At 72.0% G+C, this 21,041-nt stretch carries 20 protein-coding genes; 13 read left to right on the forward strand and 7 right to left on the reverse strand.

Annotated features, from left to right (window positions below; genetic code table 11):
* The first annotated feature begins 6 nt into the window (after positions 1 to 6).
* The 4 genes from LH62_RS02270 (at position 7) to LH62_RS02285 (ending at position 3,911) form a co-directional block, all read left to right on the forward strand.
* On the forward strand, positions 7 to 1,797 hold the full coding sequence (locus LH62_RS02270) for an IlvD/Edd family dehydratase (RefSeq protein WP_043358967.1): 1,791 nt from the start codon (positions 7 to 9) through the stop codon (positions 1,795 to 1,797).
* A gap of 126 nt (positions 1,798 to 1,923) precedes the next feature.
* Positions 1,924 to 2,172 (forward strand): hypothetical protein, encoded by a 249-nt coding sequence (locus tag LH62_RS02275; protein WP_043358969.1) that lies wholly within the window; start codon positions 1,924 to 1,926, stop codon positions 2,170 to 2,172.
* Positions 2,173 to 2,240: 68 nt separating this feature from the next.
* Positions 2,241 to 2,990 (forward strand): SDR family oxidoreductase, encoded by a 750-nt coding sequence (locus LH62_RS02280; RefSeq protein WP_043358970.1) that lies wholly within the window; start codon positions 2,241 to 2,243, stop codon positions 2,988 to 2,990.
* A 69-nt stretch (positions 2,991 to 3,059) separates the two neighbouring features.
* Positions 3,060 to 3,911, forward strand: coding sequence for a fumarylacetoacetate hydrolase family protein (locus LH62_RS02285; RefSeq protein ID WP_043358971.1), 852 nt, complete (start codon positions 3,060 to 3,062; stop codon positions 3,909 to 3,911).
* A gap of 49 nt (positions 3,912 to 3,960) precedes the next feature.
* Here LH62_RS02285 and LH62_RS02290 read toward each other — a convergent pair whose 3' ends face one another.
* The 6 genes from LH62_RS02290 to LH62_RS02315 all read right to left on the reverse strand — a co-directional run bounded on the left by LH62_RS02290 (position 3,961) and on the right by LH62_RS02315 (position 10,662).
* Entirely contained in the window at positions 3,961 to 4,935 is a 975-nt protein-coding gene (locus tag LH62_RS02290) for a 2-hydroxyacid dehydrogenase (RefSeq protein ID WP_201445409.1), read from the reverse strand.
* 85 nt (positions 4,936 to 5,020) lie between these two features.
* Positions 5,021 to 5,965: a response regulator gene (locus LH62_RS02295; RefSeq protein ID WP_144404353.1), complete on the reverse strand. Its 945-nt coding sequence runs from the start codon at positions 5,963 to 5,965 to the stop codon at positions 5,021 to 5,023.
* A 69-nt stretch (positions 5,966 to 6,034) separates the two neighbouring features.
* A complete protein-coding gene (locus tag LH62_RS02300; RefSeq protein ID WP_052213622.1) occupies positions 6,035 to 6,754 on the reverse strand; it encodes a transposase in 720 nt (239 codons plus the stop codon).
* Between the two features lie 350 nt (positions 6,755 to 7,104).
* On the reverse strand, positions 7,105 to 8,757 hold the full coding sequence (gene ggt / locus LH62_RS02305; RefSeq protein WP_236552454.1) for a gamma-glutamyltransferase: 1,653 nt from the start codon (positions 8,755 to 8,757) through the stop codon (positions 7,105 to 7,107).
* A gap of 98 nt (positions 8,758 to 8,855) precedes the next feature.
* A complete protein-coding gene (locus LH62_RS02310) occupies positions 8,856 to 9,653 on the reverse strand; it encodes an enoyl-CoA hydratase-related protein (protein WP_043358977.1) in 798 nt (265 codons plus the stop codon).
* A 49-nt stretch (positions 9,654 to 9,702) separates the two neighbouring features.
* The gene (locus tag LH62_RS02315; protein ID WP_160299764.1) at positions 9,703 to 10,662 is read right to left on the reverse strand and encodes an ATP-grasp fold amidoligase family protein; all 960 of its coding nucleotides are present in this window, start codon (positions 10,660 to 10,662) and stop codon (positions 9,703 to 9,705) included.
* Between the two features lie 96 nt (positions 10,663 to 10,758).
* On the opposite strand from LH62_RS02315, the gene modB reads away from it, so the two are divergent.
* The 9 genes from modB (at position 10,759) to LH62_RS02360 (ending at position 20,326) form a co-directional block, all read left to right on the forward strand.
* Positions 10,759 to 11,448 carry a molybdate ABC transporter permease subunit gene (modB, locus tag LH62_RS02320; RefSeq protein WP_043358981.1) on the forward strand — a complete coding sequence of 230 codons (690 nt, stop codon included), beginning with the start codon at positions 10,759 to 10,761 and terminating at the stop codon, positions 11,446 to 11,448.
* Complete coding sequence (gene modC, locus LH62_RS02325; protein ID WP_043358983.1) at positions 11,448 to 12,548, forward strand: molybdenum ABC transporter ATP-binding protein; 1,101 nt, start codon at positions 11,448 to 11,450, stop codon at positions 12,546 to 12,548. The genes modB and modC overlap by 1 nt, the downstream gene beginning before the upstream one ends.
* The gene (locus LH62_RS02330) at positions 12,545 to 13,474 is read left to right on the forward strand and encodes a hypothetical protein (RefSeq protein WP_043358985.1); all 930 of its coding nucleotides are present in this window, start codon (positions 12,545 to 12,547) and stop codon (positions 13,472 to 13,474) included. Before modC ends, LH62_RS02330 begins: the two co-directional genes overlap by 4 nt.
* Before the next feature lie 57 nt (positions 13,475 to 13,531).
* The gene (locus tag LH62_RS27980; RefSeq protein WP_052213623.1) at positions 13,532 to 15,487 is read left to right on the forward strand and encodes a molybdopterin biosynthesis protein; all 1,956 of its coding nucleotides are present in this window, start codon (positions 13,532 to 13,534) and stop codon (positions 15,485 to 15,487) included.
* A gap of 129 nt (positions 15,488 to 15,616) precedes the next feature.
* Positions 15,617 to 16,672, forward strand: coding sequence for a catalase family peroxidase (locus LH62_RS02340; RefSeq protein ID WP_043358987.1), 1,056 nt, complete (start codon positions 15,617 to 15,619; stop codon positions 16,670 to 16,672).
* A complete protein-coding gene (locus LH62_RS02345; RefSeq protein WP_043358988.1) occupies positions 16,669 to 17,214 on the forward strand; it encodes a cytochrome b in 546 nt (181 codons plus the stop codon). The genes LH62_RS02340 and LH62_RS02345 overlap by 4 nt, the downstream gene beginning before the upstream one ends.
* Before the next feature lie 329 nt (positions 17,215 to 17,543).
* Positions 17,544 to 19,337 (forward strand): transglycosylase domain-containing protein, encoded by a 1,794-nt coding sequence (locus tag LH62_RS02350; protein ID WP_052213624.1) that lies wholly within the window; start codon positions 17,544 to 17,546, stop codon positions 19,335 to 19,337.
* A 179-nt stretch (positions 19,338 to 19,516) separates the two neighbouring features.
* Positions 19,517 to 19,909 carry a RidA family protein gene (locus LH62_RS02355; protein WP_043358989.1) on the forward strand — a complete coding sequence of 131 codons (393 nt, stop codon included), beginning with the start codon at positions 19,517 to 19,519 and terminating at the stop codon, positions 19,907 to 19,909.
* Positions 19,910 to 19,942: 33 nt separating this feature from the next.
* A complete protein-coding gene (locus LH62_RS02360; protein WP_043365021.1) occupies positions 19,943 to 20,326 on the forward strand; it encodes a nuclear transport factor 2 family protein in 384 nt (127 codons plus the stop codon).
* 148 nt (positions 20,327 to 20,474) lie between these two features.
* On the opposite strand, the gene LH62_RS02365 is transcribed toward LH62_RS02360, so the two are convergent.
* Positions 20,475 to 21,035, reverse strand: coding sequence for a cob(I)yrinic acid a,c-diamide adenosyltransferase (locus LH62_RS02365; RefSeq protein ID WP_043358992.1), 561 nt, complete (start codon positions 21,033 to 21,035; stop codon positions 20,475 to 20,477).
* Positions 21,036 to 21,041 lie beyond the last annotated feature (6 nt).

Here is a 21,041-nt window from a genome sequence, read left to right on the forward strand (position 1 = left end):
ATCGCCATGGCCAGTTCCGACCAGACCAAGAAGTCCTTCAAGCTGCGCAGCCAGCGCTGGTTCGATGACCCGGAAGACCCGGGCATGACCGCGCTCTACGTCGAGCGCTTCCTCAATTTCGGCATGACGCGCGGCGAGCTGCAATCCGGCAAGCCGATCATCGGCATCGCCCAGACCGGCAGCGACATCGCCCCCTGCAACCGCCACCACCTGGCGCTCGCCGAGCGGGTGAAGGCCGGCATCCGCGACGCCGGCGGCATCCCGCTCGAATTCCCGATCCACCCGATCCAGGAGACCGGCAAGCGCCCGACCGCGGCGCTCGACCGCAACCTCGCCTATCTCTCGCTCGTCGAGATCCTGCACGGCTACCCGATGGACGGCGTGGTGCTGACGGCAGGCTGCGACAAGACGACCCCCGCCGTGCTGATGGGCGCGGCGACCGTCAACATCCCCGCCATCGTCCTCTCCGGCGGGCCGATGCTCGACGGTCACTGGAAGGGCCGGCTGACCGGCAGCGGCACCATCGTCTGGGAAGGCCGCAAGCTGCTGGCCGAGGGCAAGATCGACTATGACGGCTTCATGGAGCTGGTCGCCAGCAGCTCCACCAGCGTCGGCCATTGCAACACCATGGGCACGGCGCTGTCGATGAACTCGCTGGCCGAGGCGCTGGGCATGTCGCTGCCCGGCTGCGCCGCCATCCCCGGCCCCTACCGCGAGCGCGGGCAGATCGCCCACGCGACGGGCAAGCGCATCGTGGAGATGGTGCACGAGAACCTGCGCCCCTCCGACATCATGACGCGCGAGGCCTTCGAGAACTCGATCGTCGCCGCCTCCGCCCTCGGCGCCTCCACCAACTGCCCGCCGCATATCCTCGCCATCGCCCGCCACATGGGCGTCGAGCTGAAGATCGAGGACTGGGACCGCATCGGCCACGACATCCCGCTGCTGGTCGACTGCCAGCCGGCCGGGCGCTTCCTGGGCGAGGCCTTCCACCGCGCCGGCGGCGTGCCGGCGGTGATGAAGGAGCTGCTGAACGCCGGCAAGGTGCATGGCGGCGTGATGACCGTCACCGGCCGCAGCCTCGCCTCCAACCTCGAGACGCTGGAGGAGCCGGACCGCGAGGTGATCCGCCACTACAGCGTTCCGCTGAAGGAGAAGGCCGGCTTCGCCATCCTCTCCGGCAACATCTTCGACAGCGCGGTCATGAAGATCAGCGTGATCGACAAGGCCTTCCGGAATCGCTTCCTGTCGAACCCGCCGGACGTCTTTACCGGCAAGGTCGTCGTCTTCGAGGGGCCGGAGGACTATCACGACCGGATCGAGGACCCGTCGCTCGGCATCGACGAGCACACCGTCCTCGTCATCCGCAATTGCGGCCCGGTCGGCTACCCGGGCAGCGCCGAGGTGGTGAACATGCAGCCCCCCGCCGCCCTGCTGAAGGCCGGCATCGACAGCCTGCCGACCATGGGCGACGGGCGGCAGAGCGGCACCTCGGCCAGCCCCTCCATCCTCAACGTCTCGCCCGAGGCGGCGGTCGGCGGCGGCCTCGCCCTGATGAAGTCGGGCGACCCGATCCGCATCGACCTCAACACCCGCAAGGTCGACCTGCTGATCCCCGAGGAGGAGCTGGCCGCCCGCCGCGCCGCCTGGCAGCCGCCCAAGCTGGTCAACAAGACCCCCTGGGAGGAGATCCAGCGCAGCATGGTCGGCCAGCTCGGCACCGGCGGCTGCCTGGAGCCAGCGACCCTCTACCTCGACGTGCTGAACACGCGCGGCGAGAGCCGCCACAACCACTGACGGGTGCGGCCATATCCATTTCGTGGATATGGCCCATCCACCCTTTGCCATTTGCGCTGCGGCGCAACAGCCCTATCTCTCTCCGCAACGGGCGGCCATCGCGCCGCCCACCGAGGAGAGACTTCCATGCGCAACCCCATGATGCCGCTTGCCGCCGCGCTGCTGCTCGGCCTGGCTGCGCCCGCCCTGGCGCAGCAAGCCCCCGAGGAGAGCACCGCGGCCCGGACGCTGGCGCAGAATGCCCGCGTCTCCGTCTACCAGGCCATGACCGCCGAGGCAGCCCGAGTGCCCGATGCCGCACCCTCCGTGGCGGTCACCTATCCCCGCAACCCGCCGGCCCGGCGCCTCGCCATCGCCAGCAACCAGACCCGCTGACCCGCCCCCCCGGGTTGACGCCAGCCGCCCGGCCGTGATCATGACCCCCAGAACGGGGGGAACGGGTCATGGCGGGCAGGCTGGCGGGCAAGCGGTGCTTCGTGACGGCGGCAGGCCAGGGCATCGGCCGGGCCTCTGCCCTCGCCTATGCGGCGGAAGGCGCCAGCGTCGTCGCCACCGATCTGAATGCCGGGAAACTCGCCGGCCTTGAGGCCGCGGGCATCAAGACCATGGTGCTCGACGTGCTCGACGATGCCGCCGTCGCCGCCGCCATCCAGGGGGCCGGCCCGCTCGACGTCCTGTTCAACTGCGCCGGCTTCGTCCACCAGAACACCATTGAGACCTGCACCGACGACGAGTGGGATTTCGGCTTTGCGCTGAACGTCCGCTCCATGTGGCAGACGATCCGCGCCGCGCTGCCGGGGATGCTCGGCCGCGGCGGCGGCGTGATCGTCAACATGTCCTCCGCCTGCTCCTCGGTGAAGGGCGCGCCGAACCGCTTCCTTTATGGCACCACCAAGGCCGCGGTGATCGGCCTGACGAAATCCGTCGCCACCGAGTACGTGACGCGCGGCATCCGCTGCAACTGCCTCTGCCCCGGCACGGTCGACACGCCGAGCCTCGGCGAGCGCATCTCCGCCAATGCCGCCGCGGCCGGCAGCGAGGAGGCGGCCCGCGCCGCCTTCGTTTCCCGCCAGGCCATGGGCCGGCTGGCGACGGCGGAGGAGATGGCCGCGCTCGTCGTCTATCTCTCCGCTCCGGAAAGCACCTTCGTCACCGGTCAGGCCATCGTCATCGATGGCGGCTGGACGTTGTAATTTGCGCGCCGGCGCAAAGCCGCCACACCAACCCTTTGCGCCGGCGCGAAGGGTCGCAAGGAGACATCCATGAAGCTGCTGCGCTACGGCCCCGAGGGCCAGGAGAAACCGGGGATGCTCGACGCCTCGGGCACCATCCGCGACCTTTCGGGCGTCATCCCCGACCTGGCCGGCGAGGCGCTCTCCGCCGCGAGCCTGTCGAAGCTCGCCGGCATCGACCCATCGACGCTGCCCGCCGTGCCCGGCAACCCGCGCCTCGGCCCACCGGTCGCGGGGATGAAGAACCTCATCTGCATCGGCCTCAACTATGCCGACCACGCCGCCGAGACCGGCGCGCCGGTGCCGAAGGAGCCGATCGTCTTCCTCAAGTCGCTCGGCGCCCTCAGCGGCCCGAATGACGACGTCATCATCCCCCGCGGCAGCGTGAAGACCGACTGGGAGGTCGAGCTCTGTATCGTCATCGGCTCCCGCGCCAAGTGCGTGAGCGAGGAGCAGGCCCTCGACCACGTCGCCGGCTATGCGGTGGGCAACGACGTCTCCGAGCGCGAGTGGCAGATCGAGCGCGGCGGCGCCTGGGACAAGGGCAAGGGTTGCGACACCTTCGGCCCGGTTGGCCCCTGGCTCGTCACCAAGGACGAGGTACCGGACCCGCAGAACCTGTCGATGTTCCTCGATGTCGACGGCAAGCGCATGCAGGACGGCAGCACGCGCACCATGATCTTCGGCGTGAAGACCATCGTTTCCTACGTCTCGGGCATGATCACCCTGCATCCGGGCGACGTGATCTTCACCGGCACGCCGCCGGGCGTCGGCCTTGGCCAGAAGCCCTCGCCGATCTTCCTCAAGGCCGGGCAGAGCATGACGCTCGGCATCGAGGGCCTCGGCGAGCAGACGCAGCGGACCGTCGCCTACGAAGGCTAGCCGCCTGCGATCGTCCTGGGTGCGGGCACCCAGGACGTGAATCGCCGGCTCAGCCAACAGCCAGTTCGGGGATGACCCAGAGGGGGGCATCCCCGCGCGCCACGCGCTGGCAGTTGTCGAAGGCGTTGCGGAAGCGGGCCTGCTGGTTGTCCCAGGTCGGGCCCGCGAAATGCGGCGTGAGGGTCACGTTCTTCAGGCGGAAGAGCGGGTTGTCCGCCGCCGGCGGCTCCTGGTCGAAAACGTCGAGCCCGGCGCCGGCGATGGTGCCGGCCTCCAGCGCCGCCGTCAGCGCCACCTCGTCCACCACCGGGCCGCGGCAGGTGTTGATGAGATAGGCCGAAGGCTTCATCCGCGCGAGCTCGGCCGCGCCGATCATGTGCCGGCTGGCCGGCGTCAGCGGCACGTGCAGCGAGACGATGTCGCTGCCCCGCAGGATCTCGCCGAACAGCTTGAAGCGGATGTCGAGCGCATCCTCCTCCGCCTCGGAGACGCGGCGGATGTCGTAGTAGTGGACGGTCATGCCGAAGGCATTGGCCAGCCGCGCCACCTTCCTGCCGATGGCGCCGAGCCCCACGATGCCGAGGGTCTTGTCGCGCAGCTCGTAGAGCTTCACCTGGCTCGGGTCATTGCCGCGCCAGCGGCCGGCGACGACGTTCTCGTGCTGGCTGACGAGGCGCCGGCAGGTGGCGAGCATCAGCAGCAGCGCATGCTCGGCGACGGCGGTGGAGTTGGCGCCGCCATTGTTGCAGACAGGGATGCCCGCCGCCCGCGCCGCCTCAATGTCGACCGTGTCATACCCGGCCGAGAGCAGCTGGAAGAGCTTCAGCCGCGGCGCCGCGGCGTAGAAGCCGGCATCGATCGCCCGGTTGCCGAAGCCCACCAGATACTCCGCCTCCGGGATCGCCGCCTTGAAGGCCTCGCTGCCGAAGGGCGCGACCACCAGCTCCATGCCCGAGGGTGCCAGCTCCCTGGCGATCTCGGCCGCGCTCAGGGCGCTGTCCATCATGACGATCCGTGGCGGCATGGCGCTGTCTCTCCCCCTGGAATTCGAGGAGATTGTCGCGGAACTGCTGGTGCGCCTAGGCCCGGCCGGCTGAAGGGGCCGGGCATCAGGGAGACCTCCGATCGGCGCCCCCTGGTCCGTCCAGGCTTCGTGCCGCCGTCACCCGGGCGAGTTCGGCGAGCAGGGCAGTGCGCTCGATCGGCTTGGAGAGGTGGCCGTCCATCCCGGCGGCGCGGCAGGCGGCCTGCTCCGCGGGGTCGACGCTGCCGGTCAGGGCAATGACCGGGAGGCGGGCGGCCGCGCCGCCGAGGGCGCGAAGCCGCCGCGTGGTTTCCATGCCGTCGAGCGGCTGCATCTGCACGTCCATCAGCACCGCGTCGGGCAGCGGGCCGGATTGCAGCGCGTCGAGGGCGGCCTGGCCGTCGGCGGCATCCTCGACGCGGTGGCCGGCGGGTTCGAGCAGGGCGCGGGCGACCTTGCGGTTGACCAGCACATCGTCGACGACGAGCAGGCGAAGCGGGCGGGCCGGCTCGCTCGGCAGCTCGGGCGCGGGCAGGGTGAGGGTGAAGCGGGCGCCCGCCCCCTCCGGGCCGGGGTCGTGGCGGAGCATGCCGCCCATCGCCCCGGCCAGGGCGGCGCAGGTGGCGAGGCCGAGGCCGGAGCCCTCGCCGGCAGCATTCCACGCCGCGCCCTGCACGACGTCGCCGCGGAGGCTGGCCAGCGCCCCTGCGGGCAGGCCGGGGCCGGTGACGGCGAGGCGAAGCTCGCCCGCCGCCCAGCCCGCGGAGAAGGTGATGCGGCCGCCGGGCGAGGTGAGCCTGGTCGCGTTGCCGAGCAGGTTCGTGACGACCTGCCGCAGCCGCAGCGGGTCCGCGACGACGATGGCCGGGAGCGGCGTCTCGGCCTCGAAGCGGAGGTCCTGCCGCTTCGCCGCCGCGGCGGCGGCGACCAGGGCGAGGGTGGCGCGGAGGGTCTCCGGCAGGGCGATGGGCTCGGGCGCCAGGTCGAGGAGGCCGGCCTCGACGCGGGCAAGGTCGAAGGCGTCATTCACGATGGCGCCGAGGATAGTTGCGCGGTCGGGCAGGCCGCCACGGCGCCGCGCGCAAATCAACGGGGCCAGTCATGCCGGCTCCATCCATCGTGGGATGCGGGCGCGGCCTGCGACGAAGCGGTGCATCGAGTGCAGCGTGCGCCAGAGCTGCCTGGGCGGGTGCCAGGGGCGCTCCAGCATGGACTGGGCGAAGCGGGTGAAGACGGGTTGGTAGGTTTCGGACAAATCCGGGTCGGGGAGGAACTGCGACGGCGCGGGCAGCGCCGAGTGGAGCCGCAGGCGGCGGGCGAGGACGATGGCGTGGAGATTGCCGCAAAGGCGGATGGCGCGGCGGAAGGCGCAGCAGATGCGGTGCGCCAGGGTTGCGAGGCGTCGCGGGTGCATGGCCAGCGCCACGAGCAGGCGGGGCCACAGGCCGGCGCGGGCCCAGCGGCGGTAGGAGCGCGAGACGGTGTCCGGCTTGCCGTGCCCAGGCGGCAGCAGGCGCCAGGGCGCGCGGCCGCCCTGGTGCTTGGTGGTGGCCCAGCGGAAGATGGCGTCGAGCCGGGCGCGCGGGGTGCCGTCGAGCGGCCGGCCGCGCTCGTGCAGTCCGCCGCAGCCCATGGCGGCCATGAGCGGTTCCATTTCGGCCCATTCGCGGTCGGTCATGGGCGCCCAGGGTCGGGGCGGCGTCAGGCAGGTGAGCGGGTCGAGGTAGATGCGGCGGAGGATGTCGTGCCGCGCGAGGAAGTCGGCAGGGAAGAGACCAGCGGGGATGGGGTCGGGGCGGCGCGGCTTGCGGCGGGGCATGGGGTGAGTTCCCGGGGCATTCGGAACATATATAGAACGAAATCCGTTGCGATGCAAGGCCGGAATGGTCGGTCCGGGGTTGGCAGCGTTCCATGGTGTCGTGGCCCGGCCGGGCGCCGGGACGGGCCGGGTCCGTGCCGGCGAGGTCAGGTCCGGGAGCGAAGGCAGGTGGATACCGCCTGTGGGACGCGTTGCGGCTTCGGGACAGGCGGGAGGAACCGGCCTCGGCGACGGGGTGCCGTCCGAAGCTCTCGCGGACGAGGCGTACCGTCCGCGTCCGGTTCCGCCCGCACCGCAACCCGAGCTTCGGGAGCCTTTCGCCTTTGGATGGGAAGGTCCCGTCCCCTCCCCTATCGCCTTGGCCCCTCCGGCCAGAAGCGCGCGCCGGCGCGGGCGAGGCCGCCGCCGAGGCCGATCGCGGTGCCGTCGGCGCGCCAGCAGGCGGCGCCTTCCAGCATGCCGTCCGGGTGGAAGCGGATCGCGGCCATGCCGCCGCCGACATGGGGGAGCGGCAGCACCTCATGGCCCATCGCCGCAAGGGCGGCGCGGGTCGGCTCGGGGATGGCGGGCTCGACCTCCAGCGCCTGGCCCTGGGTCCAGAGGCGGGGGGCCTCGACAGCTTCCTGCAGGCTCATGCCATGGTCGACGAGGGCGATCAGGGCCTGCATGGCGCTGCCGAAGATGCGGAGGCCGCCGGGGAGGCCGAGGGCGACCATCGGCTTGCCGTCGCGGAGCGCGATCAGCGGGGCCTGGCTCGTGGTGATGCGCTTGCCGGGCGCGATGGAGAGGGCATGGCCAGGGCGGGGGTCGAAGAGGGCCATGTAGTTGTTGGGGATGAGGCCCGTTCCCGGGACCATCAGCCGCGCGCCGAAGAGGCTGTTGATGGTGTGGGTGGCGCAGAGGATGTGGCCCTCGGCATCGGCCACGGTCAGGTGGGTGGTGTTGGGGCTCTCGCCCGCCGCAACGCCGGCGGTCCAGGCGCGGGCGCGCTGCGGGTCGATTAGGGCGCGGCGCTCGGCGGCGTAGTCCTTGGAGAGCAGGCGATCGACCGGGACGGCGACGAAGTCCGGGTCGGCCGTCGCGGCGGCGCGGTCGGCGAAGGCGATCTTCAGTGCCTCGGCGAGGAGGTGGCAGGTTTCGGGCGTGCCGAAGCCGGAGGCGCGGAGGTCGAAGCCTTCGAGGATGTTCAGCATCTGGACGACATGGACGCCGCCGGAGGATGGGGGCGGCGGGCCGACGATCTCCAGGCCGCGATAGCTGCCACGGACGGGGAGGCGCTCGACGAGGCGGGCGGCGCGGAGGTCCTCCTCGGCGAGGATGCCGCCGAGGCGCCGGATATGGGCGGCGATGGCGGCGCCGAGGAGGCCGCCGTGGAGGGCGGCGGGGCCGTCCTCCGCAACCTGGCGGAGGGAGGCGGCGGCTTCGGCCTGGACGAGGCGGGTGCCGGCGGCGAGCGGCTGGCCGCCGGGGAGGAAGACGGCGCTGATCGCCGGGTCGAGGGCGAGGTCGGGGGCGACCTCCCGGATGCATTCGGCGAGGTAGGGGGTGACCTGGAAGCCCCGCTCGGCGAGGCGGATGGCGGGCTGCATCACCTCGGCGAGGGAGAGGCGGCCGTGGCGGCGCAGCGCCTCGGCCCAGGCGAGGAGGTTGCCGGGCGTCGCAATGGCGAGGGGGCCGAGCGTGTTGGCGCGGCCCTCGGTCTCGAGCGCGGCAGGCCAGTCCTGGGCGAGCGGGCGGTACATGTCCGGACGGCCGGCGGCGGGGACCGCCGAGAGGCCGTCGAGCACGGTGTGGCTTCCGTCCGGCAGGCGGAGATGCATCATCCCGCCGCCGAGCAGGCCGACCATCATCGGCTCCACCACCGTCAGCGCGAAGAGGGCGGCGACGCCGGCATCGATGGCGTTGCCGCCGGCGGCCAGCATCTCCGCCCCTGCCGCCGAGGCGAGAGGGTGGTTGGTGACGACCATGCCGCGGGCGGCGGTGGCGGGGTGCTTCTCGGTCATTCCTGGCGGCCTTTCAGACATGCAGCGCCTTCCGCCGTCCGGAGCGGGAGCCTGTCCGGGGGCCCCGCGGCGCCGCGCAGTGGTGTCGTGAGGAGTGATCAGCGCCCCTTGAAGACGGGCTTGCGCTTCTCGTTGAAGGAGCGGATGCCCTCGATGCGGTCCTCGGTGCCGACCAGGTGGTTGTAGGCCTCGATCTCGAAGCGCAGCGCGGTGCGGATGTCCATCTGCAGGCCGAAATGGATGGACTTCTTCGCCTGCCGGACGGAGAGCGGGGCGTTGCTGGCGATGGCGGTCGCCGTCTCCATGACGGCAGGCCAGAGAGCCTCGCGCGGGCAGACGCGGTTGAGGATGCCCCAGTCGGCGGCCTGCTGCGCGGTGAAGGGCTTGCCGGCCAGGATGATCTCCTTGGCGCGGCGCTCGCCGACGACCCGCGGCAGGGTCTGGGTGCCGCCGGCGCCGGGCATGATGCCGATCGTCACCTCGGTGAGGGCGAAGCGGGCGTGGTCGGCGCCATAGGCGAAGTCGGAGGCGAGGACCATCTCCAGCCCCCCCGCATAGGCGTGGCCGCTGACCGCGGCGATAATGGGGATGGGGCAGTCGATCTGGGCCCAGAAGGCGCGCTCGAAGATCTCGTGCTGCCGGCGCCAGGCCTCGTCGGTCATGCCGTTGCGCTCCTTCAGGTCGCCGCCGCCGCAGAAGGCGCGCTCGCCGGCCGCGGCGAAGACGACGCAGCGGATGTCGCCCGGGTCCTGGAAGAGGCCGGTCCAGACCGTGTGGAGGTCGAGGCCCATCTGGGTGTTCAGCGCGTTCGAAACTTCGGGGCGGTTGAGGCGCACCACCAGCACATGGGGTGCAGGCGTCTCAAGGCTGAGGGTGTCGAGCGGGGCGAGATTCATGGCGGCGGGTCCTCCTTGCCGTGCAGGGTGGACGCGCCGGCGGCGCTTGTCAGCCCGGCGCGGCGGGGCTTTTCCGCTGGGCCTCCGCCCACATTGCGCCGAGGGCGAAATCCTCCGCCGTGGAGCCGAGGGGGACGGTGGCGCCGCCCGAGTAATGGGTCATCTCGCCGAAGCGGGGTTCGCCGCCGATCAGGTAGAAGTCGACGCGGACGGCATCGAATCCGGCGCCGAGCCGGGCGGCGAGGTCGTGCAGCAGGATGGCTTCGGGCGGGGGGCCCGGATAGTCCGGGCAGTCGGCCTGGCGGTGGCGGCCGAAGGCGAGCGGGGCGAGGGTCACCGGGTCGTAGAACACCTCGCGCCGCTGCTCGGTGTAGCGGCCGAGATGGACCTGCAGCAGGCGCGGCCGGCCGTTGAAGACATAGACCTTGTAGTCCTCCGGCACGGCGCCGGCGCCGCCGCCGGGCAGGTATTCCTCGGCGATGAGGCGCGGGCGGATCGGGTGGTAGCCCCACTCGCCGGTGCGGCGGCCGTAATTCTCGGCAAGCCAGCCGGCGGCGGTGGCGAGGATGGCGGCGCGGTTGGCCGCGTCGCGGTCCGTGACGAAGGCGTTGTAGCCGGAGCCGTGATTGGCCTTGAGCACGAAGCGGCGCGGCAGCTTCTCCCAGCAGATCTCGCCCGGCTGGTCCCAGAGGCCGAGCGCGGGCACGAGGTAGCGCCAGCCGATGCGCTCCGCGACCCAGGGGCGGACGGCGGCCTTGTCGAGCGTCAGCGGGATCAGCGGGTTGCGGTCGTGCAGGATTTTCCAGGCGATGCGCTCGTTGAAGCTGCGCGGGTTGCGGAGGTCGGGCTCATAGCCGAGGGAAGCGCGCATCATCCGGCGGAGGCGGCGGGCGATGCGCAGCCGGTCGAGCCAGCCGACATGGTCGGCAGCGCGGTGGAAAGCGTGGCGGAGCAGGGCGAGGCCCGGAAGCGAGGGGCGAACTAAGGCAAGGCTGGCCGGCTGGGTCATGCTGGATTCCATGTAATGCCGAACTCCATTGGCGCTACGGCCAGGCGGGGGGATACGGATGCGGAATTGACGGCGATTTCGGGGGCATAGGCACGGATGCTGTCGGCGGAGGAATGGGACGCGGTGCGGCTGAGCCTCGCCGTGGCGGGGCGCTCGGTGCTGGTCTCGCTGCTGCCGGCGGTGCTGGTGGCCTGGGCGCTGGCGCGCGGGCGCTTCCCCGGGCGGATGCTGCTGGATGCGGTGGTCCACCTGCCGCTGGTGGTGCCGCCGGTGGTGGTCGGCTGGGGGCTGCTGATGCTGTTCGGGGTGCGGGGGCCGGTCGGCGGGCCGCTCAACGACTGGTTCGGGGTCAGGCTGGTCTTCACCACCGAGGGGGCGGCGCTGGCCACCGCCGTGATGTCCTTCCCGCTGATCGTGCGCAGCGTAAGGCTGGGGCTGGAGGGGCTGGACCCGGGGCTGGAGGAGGCGGCGCGGACGCTGGGGGCGGGGTGGCTCGACCGGTTCCTCACCGTCACCCTGCCGCTGATGTCGCCGGGGATCCTGGCGGGCGCGGTGACGGCCTTCGCGGCCGGGCTCGGGGAATTCGGAGCGGTCATCACCTTCGCCTCCAACATCCCCGGCGAAACGCAGACCCTGCCGCTGGCGATCTACAGCGCGACGCAGAGCCCGGGGGGCGAGGCGGCGGCGGGGCGGCTGGCGCTGGTCTCCTTCGCCCTGGCGCTAACGGGGCTGCTGCTGGCGGAGTTGCTGGGGCGGCGGCTCGGGCGCTGGCTGGGGCGGGCGTGATGCTGGAGGTAGCGGTGCGGCACCGCTTTCCCGGCTTCGCCCTGGAGGCGGAGTTCGGCTCGCCGGGGGCGGGGGTGACGGCGCTGTTCGGGCCGTCGGGCTGCGGGAAGTCGACCATCCTGGCGGCGGTCGCCGGGCTGCTCAGGCCGGAGGCGGGGCGGGTCGTCGCCGGGGGCGAGGTGCTGCTGGATACGGCGCGCGGGGTTTCCGTCGCTCCGGAGCGGAGGCGCTGCGGGGTGGTGTTCCAGGATGCGCGGCTGTTTCCGCATCTGAGCGTCGCGTCCAACCTGCGCTACGGGCTGCGGCGGGCGCCGCGCGGGGCCACGACGGATGCCGAAGGGCCGGGCTTCGGCGAGGTGGTGGAGTTGCTGGGGCTCGGCGGGCTGCTGGGGCGAAGGCCGCTGGGGCTCTCGGGCGGGGAGCGGCAGCGGGTGGCGCTGGGGCGGGCGCTGCTCGCCCGGCCGCGGCTGCTGCTGATGGACGAGCCGCTGGCGGCGCTCGATGCCGGGCGGCGGGCGGAGGTGCTGCCCTTCCTCGCCCGGCTGCGCGACGCGGCGGGGCTGCCGATCCTCTACGTCACCCATGCGCTGGACGAGGTGGATGCGCTGGCCGACCGGCTGGTGCTGCTGGAGGCGGGGCGCGTGCTCGCCGCCGGGACGGTGGAGGCGCTGGCGGCGCGGGCGGACCTCCCAGCGCTGGCCCGGCGGCGGGATGCGGGGGCGGTGATCGGCTGCACCGTGCTGGCGCAGGATGCCGCGCGGGGGCTGACCCGGCTGGGCTTCGAGGGGGGCGAGCTGGTGGTGGCGCAGCGGCCGGGGCTGGCGGTGGGGACGCGGCTCCGGCTGCGGCTGCGGGCGCGGGACGTGGCCGTCGCCACCGAGGCGCCGCGGGGGATCTCCATGCACAACATCCTGCCAGCGCGGCTGGAGGCGGTGGTCACCGCCGGGGAGGCCGAGGCGATGCTGCGGCTCCGGGTCGGGCCGACGGCGCTGCTGGCGCGGGTGACGCGCGACAGCGTCGGGCGGCTGGGCCTGGCGCCAGGGATGGCAGTCTTCGCCCTGGTGAAGTCGATCGCCTTCGACCATGCGGGGCCAGGGTGAGCGGCGGGTGGCGGCTGGCGCCGGTGGCGGAAGCGCGGGCGCTGCTGCCGGCGGCGCCGGTGGCGGCGCGGCGCCTGCCGCTCGGGCACGCCATCGGGCATGTGCTGGCGGAGCCGGTGCGGGCGGCGGCTGCGGTGCCGGCGATGGCGGTGGCGGCGCGGGAGGGCTGGGCCGTCGAGTCCGCCGCGACCGAGGGGGCGGGGCCCTATGCGCCGGTGCTGCTGCCGGGACTGGCCTGGGTGGCGCCGGGCGAGCCGCTGCCGGCCGGGACGGATGCGGTGCTGCCGGCCTTCACCCGCGATGGTGATCTGGTACTGGAGGGGGTAGCGCCGGGCGAGGGCGTCCGCCCCGCCGGCGAGGATGCGGCGGCGGGGGCGGTGCTGCGGGCGGCAGGGCACCGGCTCGGGCCGCTCGACCTGGTGCTGGGGGCGGCGGGCGTGGCGGAGGTGGCGGTGCGGGTGCCGCGCGTCGCGCTGCACGGGGCGGACTGGCTCGCCGGGATGGTGCGGGCGGAAGGGGCCGAGCTGGTCGAGACGGGGGCCGAGCTGGTGCTGGCGGCAGGGCTGCGGGCGGAGCGGGTGCTCTTCCCGGGGATCGCGGCGCGGCCGGGAGATGGGGCCGGGGTCGGGATCATCGGCGGGGTGCCGGCGGTGCTGCTGCCGGGGGACCTGCCGGGAGCGCTGGCGGGATGGTGGCTGCTCGGGCGGCCGGCGGTCCGCGCGCTGGCGGGGCGCGGGCCGGTGGCGCGGCGGCGGATGGCCCTGGCGCGGAAGCTGGCCTCGCCGGTCGGCATCACCGAGGTGGTGATGCTGGGGGCGGCGGGCGAGGCGGTGACGGCGCTCGGCGCGGCGGTGGCGGTGCTGGTCGTGCCGCCGGGGCGGGAGGGGTATGAGGCAGGGGCCGAGGTGGAGGTGGAAGGGGTGTGACCGGTGGCCCGGTTGGCCAACTGCCCCTGCCTTTCGCCGCCTGCTAGACCTCGCGCCATGTCCCTTCTCGACCGCATCCGCCGCGCCGCCCGGCAGGAGCAATTCCTCGACGTCATCACGGCCGAGGACGCGACCGCCCGGTTCCGGGCAGCGCTCGACCTCGCGCCCCTGCCGGCGGAGGAGGTGGCGCTGGCGCAGGCGCTTGGGCGGGTGACGGCGCGGCCGGTGGCGGCGGCGGCCGATGCGCCGCCCTTCGACCGGGCCTCGATGGACGGCTTCGCGGTCCGGGCGGCGGATACGCTCGGGGCGAGCGAGGCGGCGCCGCGGCGGCTCCTGCTCAATGCCGAGTTGCTGGCCTGCGGGGTGGCGCCGGCGATCGAGGTGGCGCCGGGCACGGCGACGGCGATCGCCACCGGCGGCGTCATCCCGCGCGGGGCGGATGCCGTCGTCATGGTCGAGAGCACCGAGGCGGAGGACGGGCCGGAGGGCCCGGTGGTGCTCGTCCGCCGGCCGGTGGCGGCGGGGCAGGCGGTGGCCTATGCGGGCAGCGACATCGCCCGCGGCGAGACGGTGCTGCGGGCCGGCACGGCGGTCACCAGCCGGGAGATCGGGATGCTGGCGGCGGCGGGGCTCGCACGGGTGCCGGTGGTGCGGCGGCCACGGGTGGCGGTGCTCTCGACGGGCGATGAGCTGGTGGCGCCGGGCGAGGCGCTGCCGCCGGGCGGCATCTACGACAGCAATGCGGCGGTCCTCTCGGCGGCGGTGGCGGAGAATGGCGGCGAGGCGGTGCCGCTCGGCATCTTCCGCGACGACGAGCCAGAGCTGGAGGCGGCGCTGCGGCGGGCACTCGACCTTGCCGACATGGTGGTGATGTCGGGCGGCACCTCGAAGGGAGCGGGCGACGTGTCGCACCGCATCCTCGCGCGGCTGCCGGGGCCGGGCGTCCTCGTGCACGGGGTGGCGCTGAAGCCGGGCAAGCCGCTCTGCCTCGGCGCCGTCGGGCGCAAGCCGGTGGTGGTGTTGCCGGGCTTCCCGACCAGCGCGGTCTTCACCTTCCAGGAATTCGCGGTGCCGGTGATCCGGGCGATGGCGGGGCTGCCGCCCCGGGCCGAGGCGGCGGTGGAGGCGAGGCTGGCCGTCCGCATGCCGAGCGAGGCGGGGCGCGTCGAGTATGTGATGGCTTCGCTGGGGGAGGACCCCAAGGGGCGGCTGCTGGCCTGGCCGCTCGGCAAGGGCTCGGGCAGCGTCACCGCCTTCTCCCAGGCCGACGGGTTCTTCGCCATCCCGGCGGAGGAGCAGGCGGCGGCGGCGGGGACGGTGCAGCGGGTGCGGCTGATCGGGGGGGCGCATCCGCTGCCGGACCTCACCATCATCGGCAGCCATTGCACGGGGCTGGATGCGGTCCTCGACCTGCTTGCGGCGGAGGGGATCAGGGGGCGGAGCCTGGCGGTGGGCAGCCTCGGCGGGCTGGCGGCGGCGCGGCGGGGGGAATGCGACCTGGCGCCGGCGCATCTGCTGGACGCGGCGAGCGGCGACTACAACCAGCCCTTCCTTGCCGAGGGGCTCCGGCTGGTGCCGGGCTGGCGGCGGGTGCAGGGGGTGGTTCACCGCCCGGGGGATGCACGGTTCGAGGGGCTGGATGGGCGGGCGGCCGTCGAGCGGGGCGCGGCGGAGCCGGGGCTGTTGCTGGTCAACCGGAATGCGGGGTCGGGGACGCGGCTTCTGCTCGACGGGCTGCTCGGAGGAGCGAGGCCGGCGGGCTATGCCAACCAGCCGAAATCGCACAACGCCGTCGCGGCGGCGGTGGCGCAGGGGCGGGCGGATTGGGGGGTCGCCATCCGCAGCGTCGCCGAGGCCTACGGGCTGGGCTTCGCGCCGCTGGCGGACGAGCATTACGACTTCTTCCTGCCCGAGGCGCGGGCGGGGCGGGCGGCGGTTCGGGCCTTCCTCCGGGTGCTTGCCAGCGAGGAAGGCAAGGCGAGGCTCAGGGCGCTGGGGTTCGAGGCGGCGTGAAGCCCCGGCGTGAAGCCCCGGCGTGAATCCCTAGCGTGAATCCAATGTCATGCGGCCGGTGCGGATTGCGGGGTAACGGACAGGAATGGTCCGGCGAATAACCCGCCGGATCATGCATGAGAGGTGTCCATGGCGCAGCCATCCCGCCCGTCGCGTTTCCCGCTGGGTTCCTTCGTCGTCATCGCGGCCGTGCTGGGCGGGGGCGCGGCGGCCTTCGCCTACACCGCCGGCTGGCTCTCGCCCGAGCGCCTGTCGCGCGAGCGGGTGCTGGCGGCGCTGAGCCCGCCGGGGGGGCCGGCGCCCGGCCACCGGCGCAACCACACCAAGGGCCTCTGCTTCACCGGCAGCTTCGAGGCGAACGGGGCGGGCGCCGCCCTCTCGCGCGCGCCGGTGCTGGCGGCGGGCCGCTACCCGGTGATCGGCCGGTTCAACCTCGCCTCGGCCGTGCTGGCGCAGCCGGACGGGCAGGCGCGGGTGCGCGGGCTGAGCCTCAGCATCGCCGGCCCGGACGGGTCGGAGTGGCGGACGGCCATGATCACCGCGCCGGTCTTCCCCGTCTCCAACGTGGAGGCCTTCTACGCCCTCCAGATGGCGGCGAAGAGCAAGGAGCCGGGGGCGATGGGGGCCTTCGCCGCGGCCCATCCCGAGATCGCCGCCTTCGGCCGCTGGGCGGGCAGCGCGCCCTGGACCGGCAGCTATGCGGAGGAGCGCTACAACGCGCTCAACGCCTTCCTCTTCACCGATGCCGAGGGGCACGACCATGCGGTGCGCTGGTCGGTGCGGCCGGAGGCCCGGCCGGTGCCGGTGCCGCACGAGCAGCTCGCGGCAAAGCCGCCGGATTTCCTCGACGGCGAGATCAAGGCGCGCATCGCCGCGGGGCCGGTGCGCTGGACGGTGACGGTGACGGAGGCCGGGCCGGAGGACCCGGTGGCCGACCCGAGCAAGGCCTGGCCGGAGGGGCGCCGCACCATCGAGGTCGGCACGCTGACCGCGGAGGCGGTGCAGGAGGAGCAGGACGGGCCGTGCCGCGACATCAACTACGACCCGACGGTGCTGCCGCCGGGGATGCGGACCTCGGCGGACCCCTTCCCCGCCGCGCGGTCCTCCGCCTACGCCCTGTCCTACCAGCGCCGTGCCGCCGAGGCGGCCGCCTATCCCCACAGCGCGCCCGGAGGCCGCCCATGACCGCCGCCCGCTTCAGCCCGATGCAGCGGCTGCTCCACTGGCTCATGGCAGCCTGCATCCTGGCGATGCTGTTCATCGGCGTCGGCATGGTCTCGACCCTATCGACGCGCTACCTGACGCTCGTCTCCATCCACAAGCCGCTCGGCATCGCCATCCTGCTGCTGGCGCTGCTGCGGCTGGGGCTCAGGCTGCGGCGGGGCGCGCCGCCGCTGCCGGCCGAGCTGCCGGAGCCGATGCGGCTCGCGGCGCATCTCTCGCACGTCGTGCTGTATGGGCTGATGGTCGCCATGCCGCTGCTGGGCTGGGCCATGCTCTCGGCCGAAGGCTACCCGGTGGTGCTGTGGGAGGGGATGCGGCTGCCGCCGATCCTGCCGCAGAGCCTCGAAACCTATGCGCTGCTGCGGCAGGCGCATGGGCTGCTCGGCTATGCCTTCTTCGCGGTGATCCTCGCGCATCTCGGCGCCGCGCTGTTCCATGCGCTGGTGCGGCGCGACGGGGTGTTCGAGGCGATGGCGCCGGTGGCGGGCCGGGTGGAGGATTGAGGCTGGGCTTCCGCTCGGTGGCGCGAGCGGAGGCTGGCCTGGCCCGCCGCCTGGCGGACGGACGACCCGTACCGGGCGCTGCCGGCTGGGCGAGATCCTGTGAGTGTGCCCAGGGCGGGACGAGTGCGGCCATTCCGTTTCCGGCCGGACCCGGTCGTGACGCCGTGGCAGCGATCCCGGGCGTCGCTGACGCTTGAAAGCCGACCTCGATCCACCGTTACCGGCATCACGAAGCGCTCAGCCGCCGAAATGGCGCCTGCCGCCGGCAGACTGCATGTTGTTGGTTGTCGCCGAGCCCATCCCACCGGGCCAGGAGGCATAACCCGGCAGTGCCCACGTCAACTGAAAGCACCCTGGACCGGAGGCAATTCCTCGCGCTGCTGGGCCTGGCGGCCGCGGCTCCGCACGATGCCAGGGCGCTGGAACTCATCGATGCCAACCAGCTGATCGCCGACAACCGCGAGGACGGGGTGCGGGTTCTCAGCGCGGAGGGTGAGTTCATTGGCGCGCGCGGAGCGTATTACGGTCCACCCGTCCCCTTCGCCCGGCTCCCCCAGCATCTGATCGGCGCGCTGGTGGCCAGTGAGGATCGCCGCTTCTACGAACACTGGGGGCTGGATCCGAGGGCGATGGCACGCGCGGTGTGGTCCACGCTCACGGGGCGCACCCAGGGCGGCAGCACGCTGACCCAGCAGACCATCAAGGAGATCTACCTCAAGGAACATAGCCCGATCGTACGGAAGCTGCTGGAAGAACCGGTGCTTGCGCCGATCCTGGAGCTCAACCTGAGCAAGGAGGACATCCTGTTCGTTTATTTCAACAGGGTCTTCTTTGGCGGCGGCGCGTATGGAATTGAAGCGGCCGCCCGGGTTTACTTCAACAAGTACGCGCGCAACCTCAGCATATTGGAGTCGGCCATGATGGTTGGGCTGCTCCCCGCACCCAACCGGTTCAACCCCCATCGGAATTTCCAGCTGTCGCGCGACCGGGGCTTCCGGGTGATCGAGCAGATGGTTGACGCCGACTACCTCACCCGATCTGCCGCAGATCGTGCCAAGGCGCAAAACGTCACGATAGCGGCCCCGAAATCGGCATGGGGGGGATTCTACCCCCGAAGCACGCAGATCGGCTGGTTCGCCCGTTGGGCCGAGAACGAAGCCAATGCGAACTCCGCGCCATCCGCGCGACGCGGCACGAGAACCGTCACAACCACATTGGACCTGAAGATCCAGGCAGCCGCCGAGAGGCACCTGGAGCAAGCCCTTCGTCAACACGCCCGGGCACGGCAGATCGAGGAAGGCGCCGTGGTTGTCATGCGGTATGATGGCGCGGTGGTGGCCTTGGTCGGCGGGCGTGACTACAAGCAGAAGGAATGGGATCACGCCACCCAGGCCAGACGGCAGCCAGGTTCCGTAGCCAAGCTTTTCGTTTATCTCGCTGCACTGCAGGAAGGCAGCACGCCCGATACGAAGGTCAGCGATGCTGCCCTGACGCTCGGTGGACGCCCCGTCAGGAACTTCGACGACAGGTATCTCGGCGACATCTCGCTGGCCGCGGCCTTGGAGAAGTCTTCCAACACGGCTGCCGTTCGGCTTGCCATGCAGAACACCAGCGCAGTCAGAGAGCTCATCGAGGCGCTGAATGTGGGAAGCGATCCCAAAGGCGAGGCCGGCGACCTGGCGCTTGGGACCTATGAGGCGAGGCTGGTCGATCTCACGGCGGCTTTCGCCTGCGTGGCCAATTACGGCAGGATGGTCGTGCCCTATGCAGTACAGCGGGTCCAGGATCCAGCAGGCGCCGAAACACTGGTGCGGGTGCGCCCGGCACGATCGGACGTCAGGCAGGCCATGGAGCCTCGGCATGCCGAGTTGATGCGGCAAATGCTTTCGGGTGTCGTGCAGCGGGGCACCGGGAGCGCCGCTGACCCGGGTTTCTGGGCGGCAGGGAAGACCGGAACAACGACCGCCAGCCGCGATGCTTGGTTCGTCGGTTTCACCGAACGGTACGTGGCGGGCGTGTGGCTGGGAAACAGCGACAGCAAACCGATGGTCGGCGTGTCGGGTGGTGGCCTGCCTGCCCAGATATGGCGCTCGGTCATGATCGACGCTGCCAGAAGCGCCTGAACACAGGACGTGTTCCGGCTCCTCGGCCGCTCGAATGGGACAGCGACCGAGGGCGCCATGCCCCAGGGCCGGCGGCTTCGCGCCCGCAACGGACATCAAATGGATTTGCTTGCGGTCGCACAAGCAGACAATGATCCGCCATCGCCGCTTTTCAGCGGACCGCAACGGGAGAAATCCACATGACCGGGCGTGATGCCGTTTTCCCCGCCGGCCGGCATGACCTCTACACGTCACAGGCCTACTCAGCAGCGATCAGGTCAGGTGACCTGCTGTTCGTGTCCGGCCAGGTCGGCAGCCGCGACGATGGCTCGCCTGAGCCGGATTTCGCGGCCCAGGTCCGGCTGGCATTCGCCAATCTCAAGGCGACCCTCCAGGCGGGTGGCTGCGGGTTCGATGACATCGTTGACGTGACGACCTTCCATACCGATCCCGAGACTCAGTTCAGCACGGTCATGATGGTGAAGGGCGAGGTGTTCACGGAGGCGCCTTATCCGAACTGGACGGCGGTCGGCGTCAACTGGCTCGCGGGGTTCGACTTCGAGATCAAGGTCATCGCCCGCATTCCTGGTTGATCGCCGGCAAGTTGGAGCTTCAGGGCGATGGGCATGGCCGAGCTCGAGCGCAACAAGGCGAATGTGATCGCCTTCTACGAGTTGATGTTCAACGACTGCCGGCCGCGTGAGGCCATCGCGCGCTACGCGGGCGACGACTACATCCAGCACAATCCTCACGTCCCTACCGGCAAGGCAGGCTTCATCGACTATTTCGAGCGCATGGCACGCGAGTGGCCGGGCAAGAGGGTGGAGGTCAAGCGCTCGGTCGCCGAAGGCAACCTTGTCGTGCTGCATTGCTTCCAGCACTGGCCCGGCAACAACGATTATGCGGGCATCGACATCTTCAGGCTCGATGAGGCGGGTAAAATCGTCGAGCACTGGGACGTGCTGCAAATTGTGTCCGAACAGTCGGCCAACCCGAACGGCATGTTCTGAGCTGCCCGGGAGGTCCAGTTGGGTCGGCGTGCCGGGGCGGAGCCTGCCCAGGCATCCGCTTCTCCGCCTCCTGACCTGGACGCGGACGGTCCGCTGTCGGCGAGGAGCGGCCACGACGTCACAAGCACCCAACGCCGAGCCTCGACCTTTACCGCGTGGCGCCGGGCGTCCAGAGCACGTCGCCGGCGCCGTTGCCGTTGAGGCGGCGGGAGAGGATGAAGAGCAGGTCGGAAAGGCGGTTGAGGTAGCGGATCGCCTCCGGGTTCACGGCTTCCGCCGCGGCGAGGGCGACGGTGACGCGCTCGGCGCGCCGGGCGACGGTGCGGGCGAGATGCGCCGCCGCGGCGCCGGGGGTGCCGCCGGGCAGGACGAAGCTCCGAAGCGGCGGGAGGGGGGCGTTGAGCGCCGCCGCCTCCGCCTCCAGCCGGGCAGTCTGGGCGGCGGCGAGGCGGAGGCGCTCGCCCGCCTCGCCGGGCACGCAGAGATCGGCGCCGAGGTCGAACAGGTCGTTCTGGATGCGGGCAAGGATGGGGTCGGCCTCCGCATCGTTAGCAGTATGCAGGCGGAGCAGGCCGAGCACGGCATTGGTCTCGTCCACCGTGCCGATCGCCTCGATGCGGAGCGAATCCTTGCGCAGCCGGGTGCCGTCGCCGAGCGAGGTCTCGCCGGCATCGCCGCCGCGGGTGGTGATGACGTCGAGCCTGACCATGGGGCG

The organism is Belnapia sp. F-4-1, from assembly GCF_000802185.1.
GTDB lineage: Bacteria > Pseudomonadota > Alphaproteobacteria > Acetobacterales > Acetobacteraceae > Belnapia.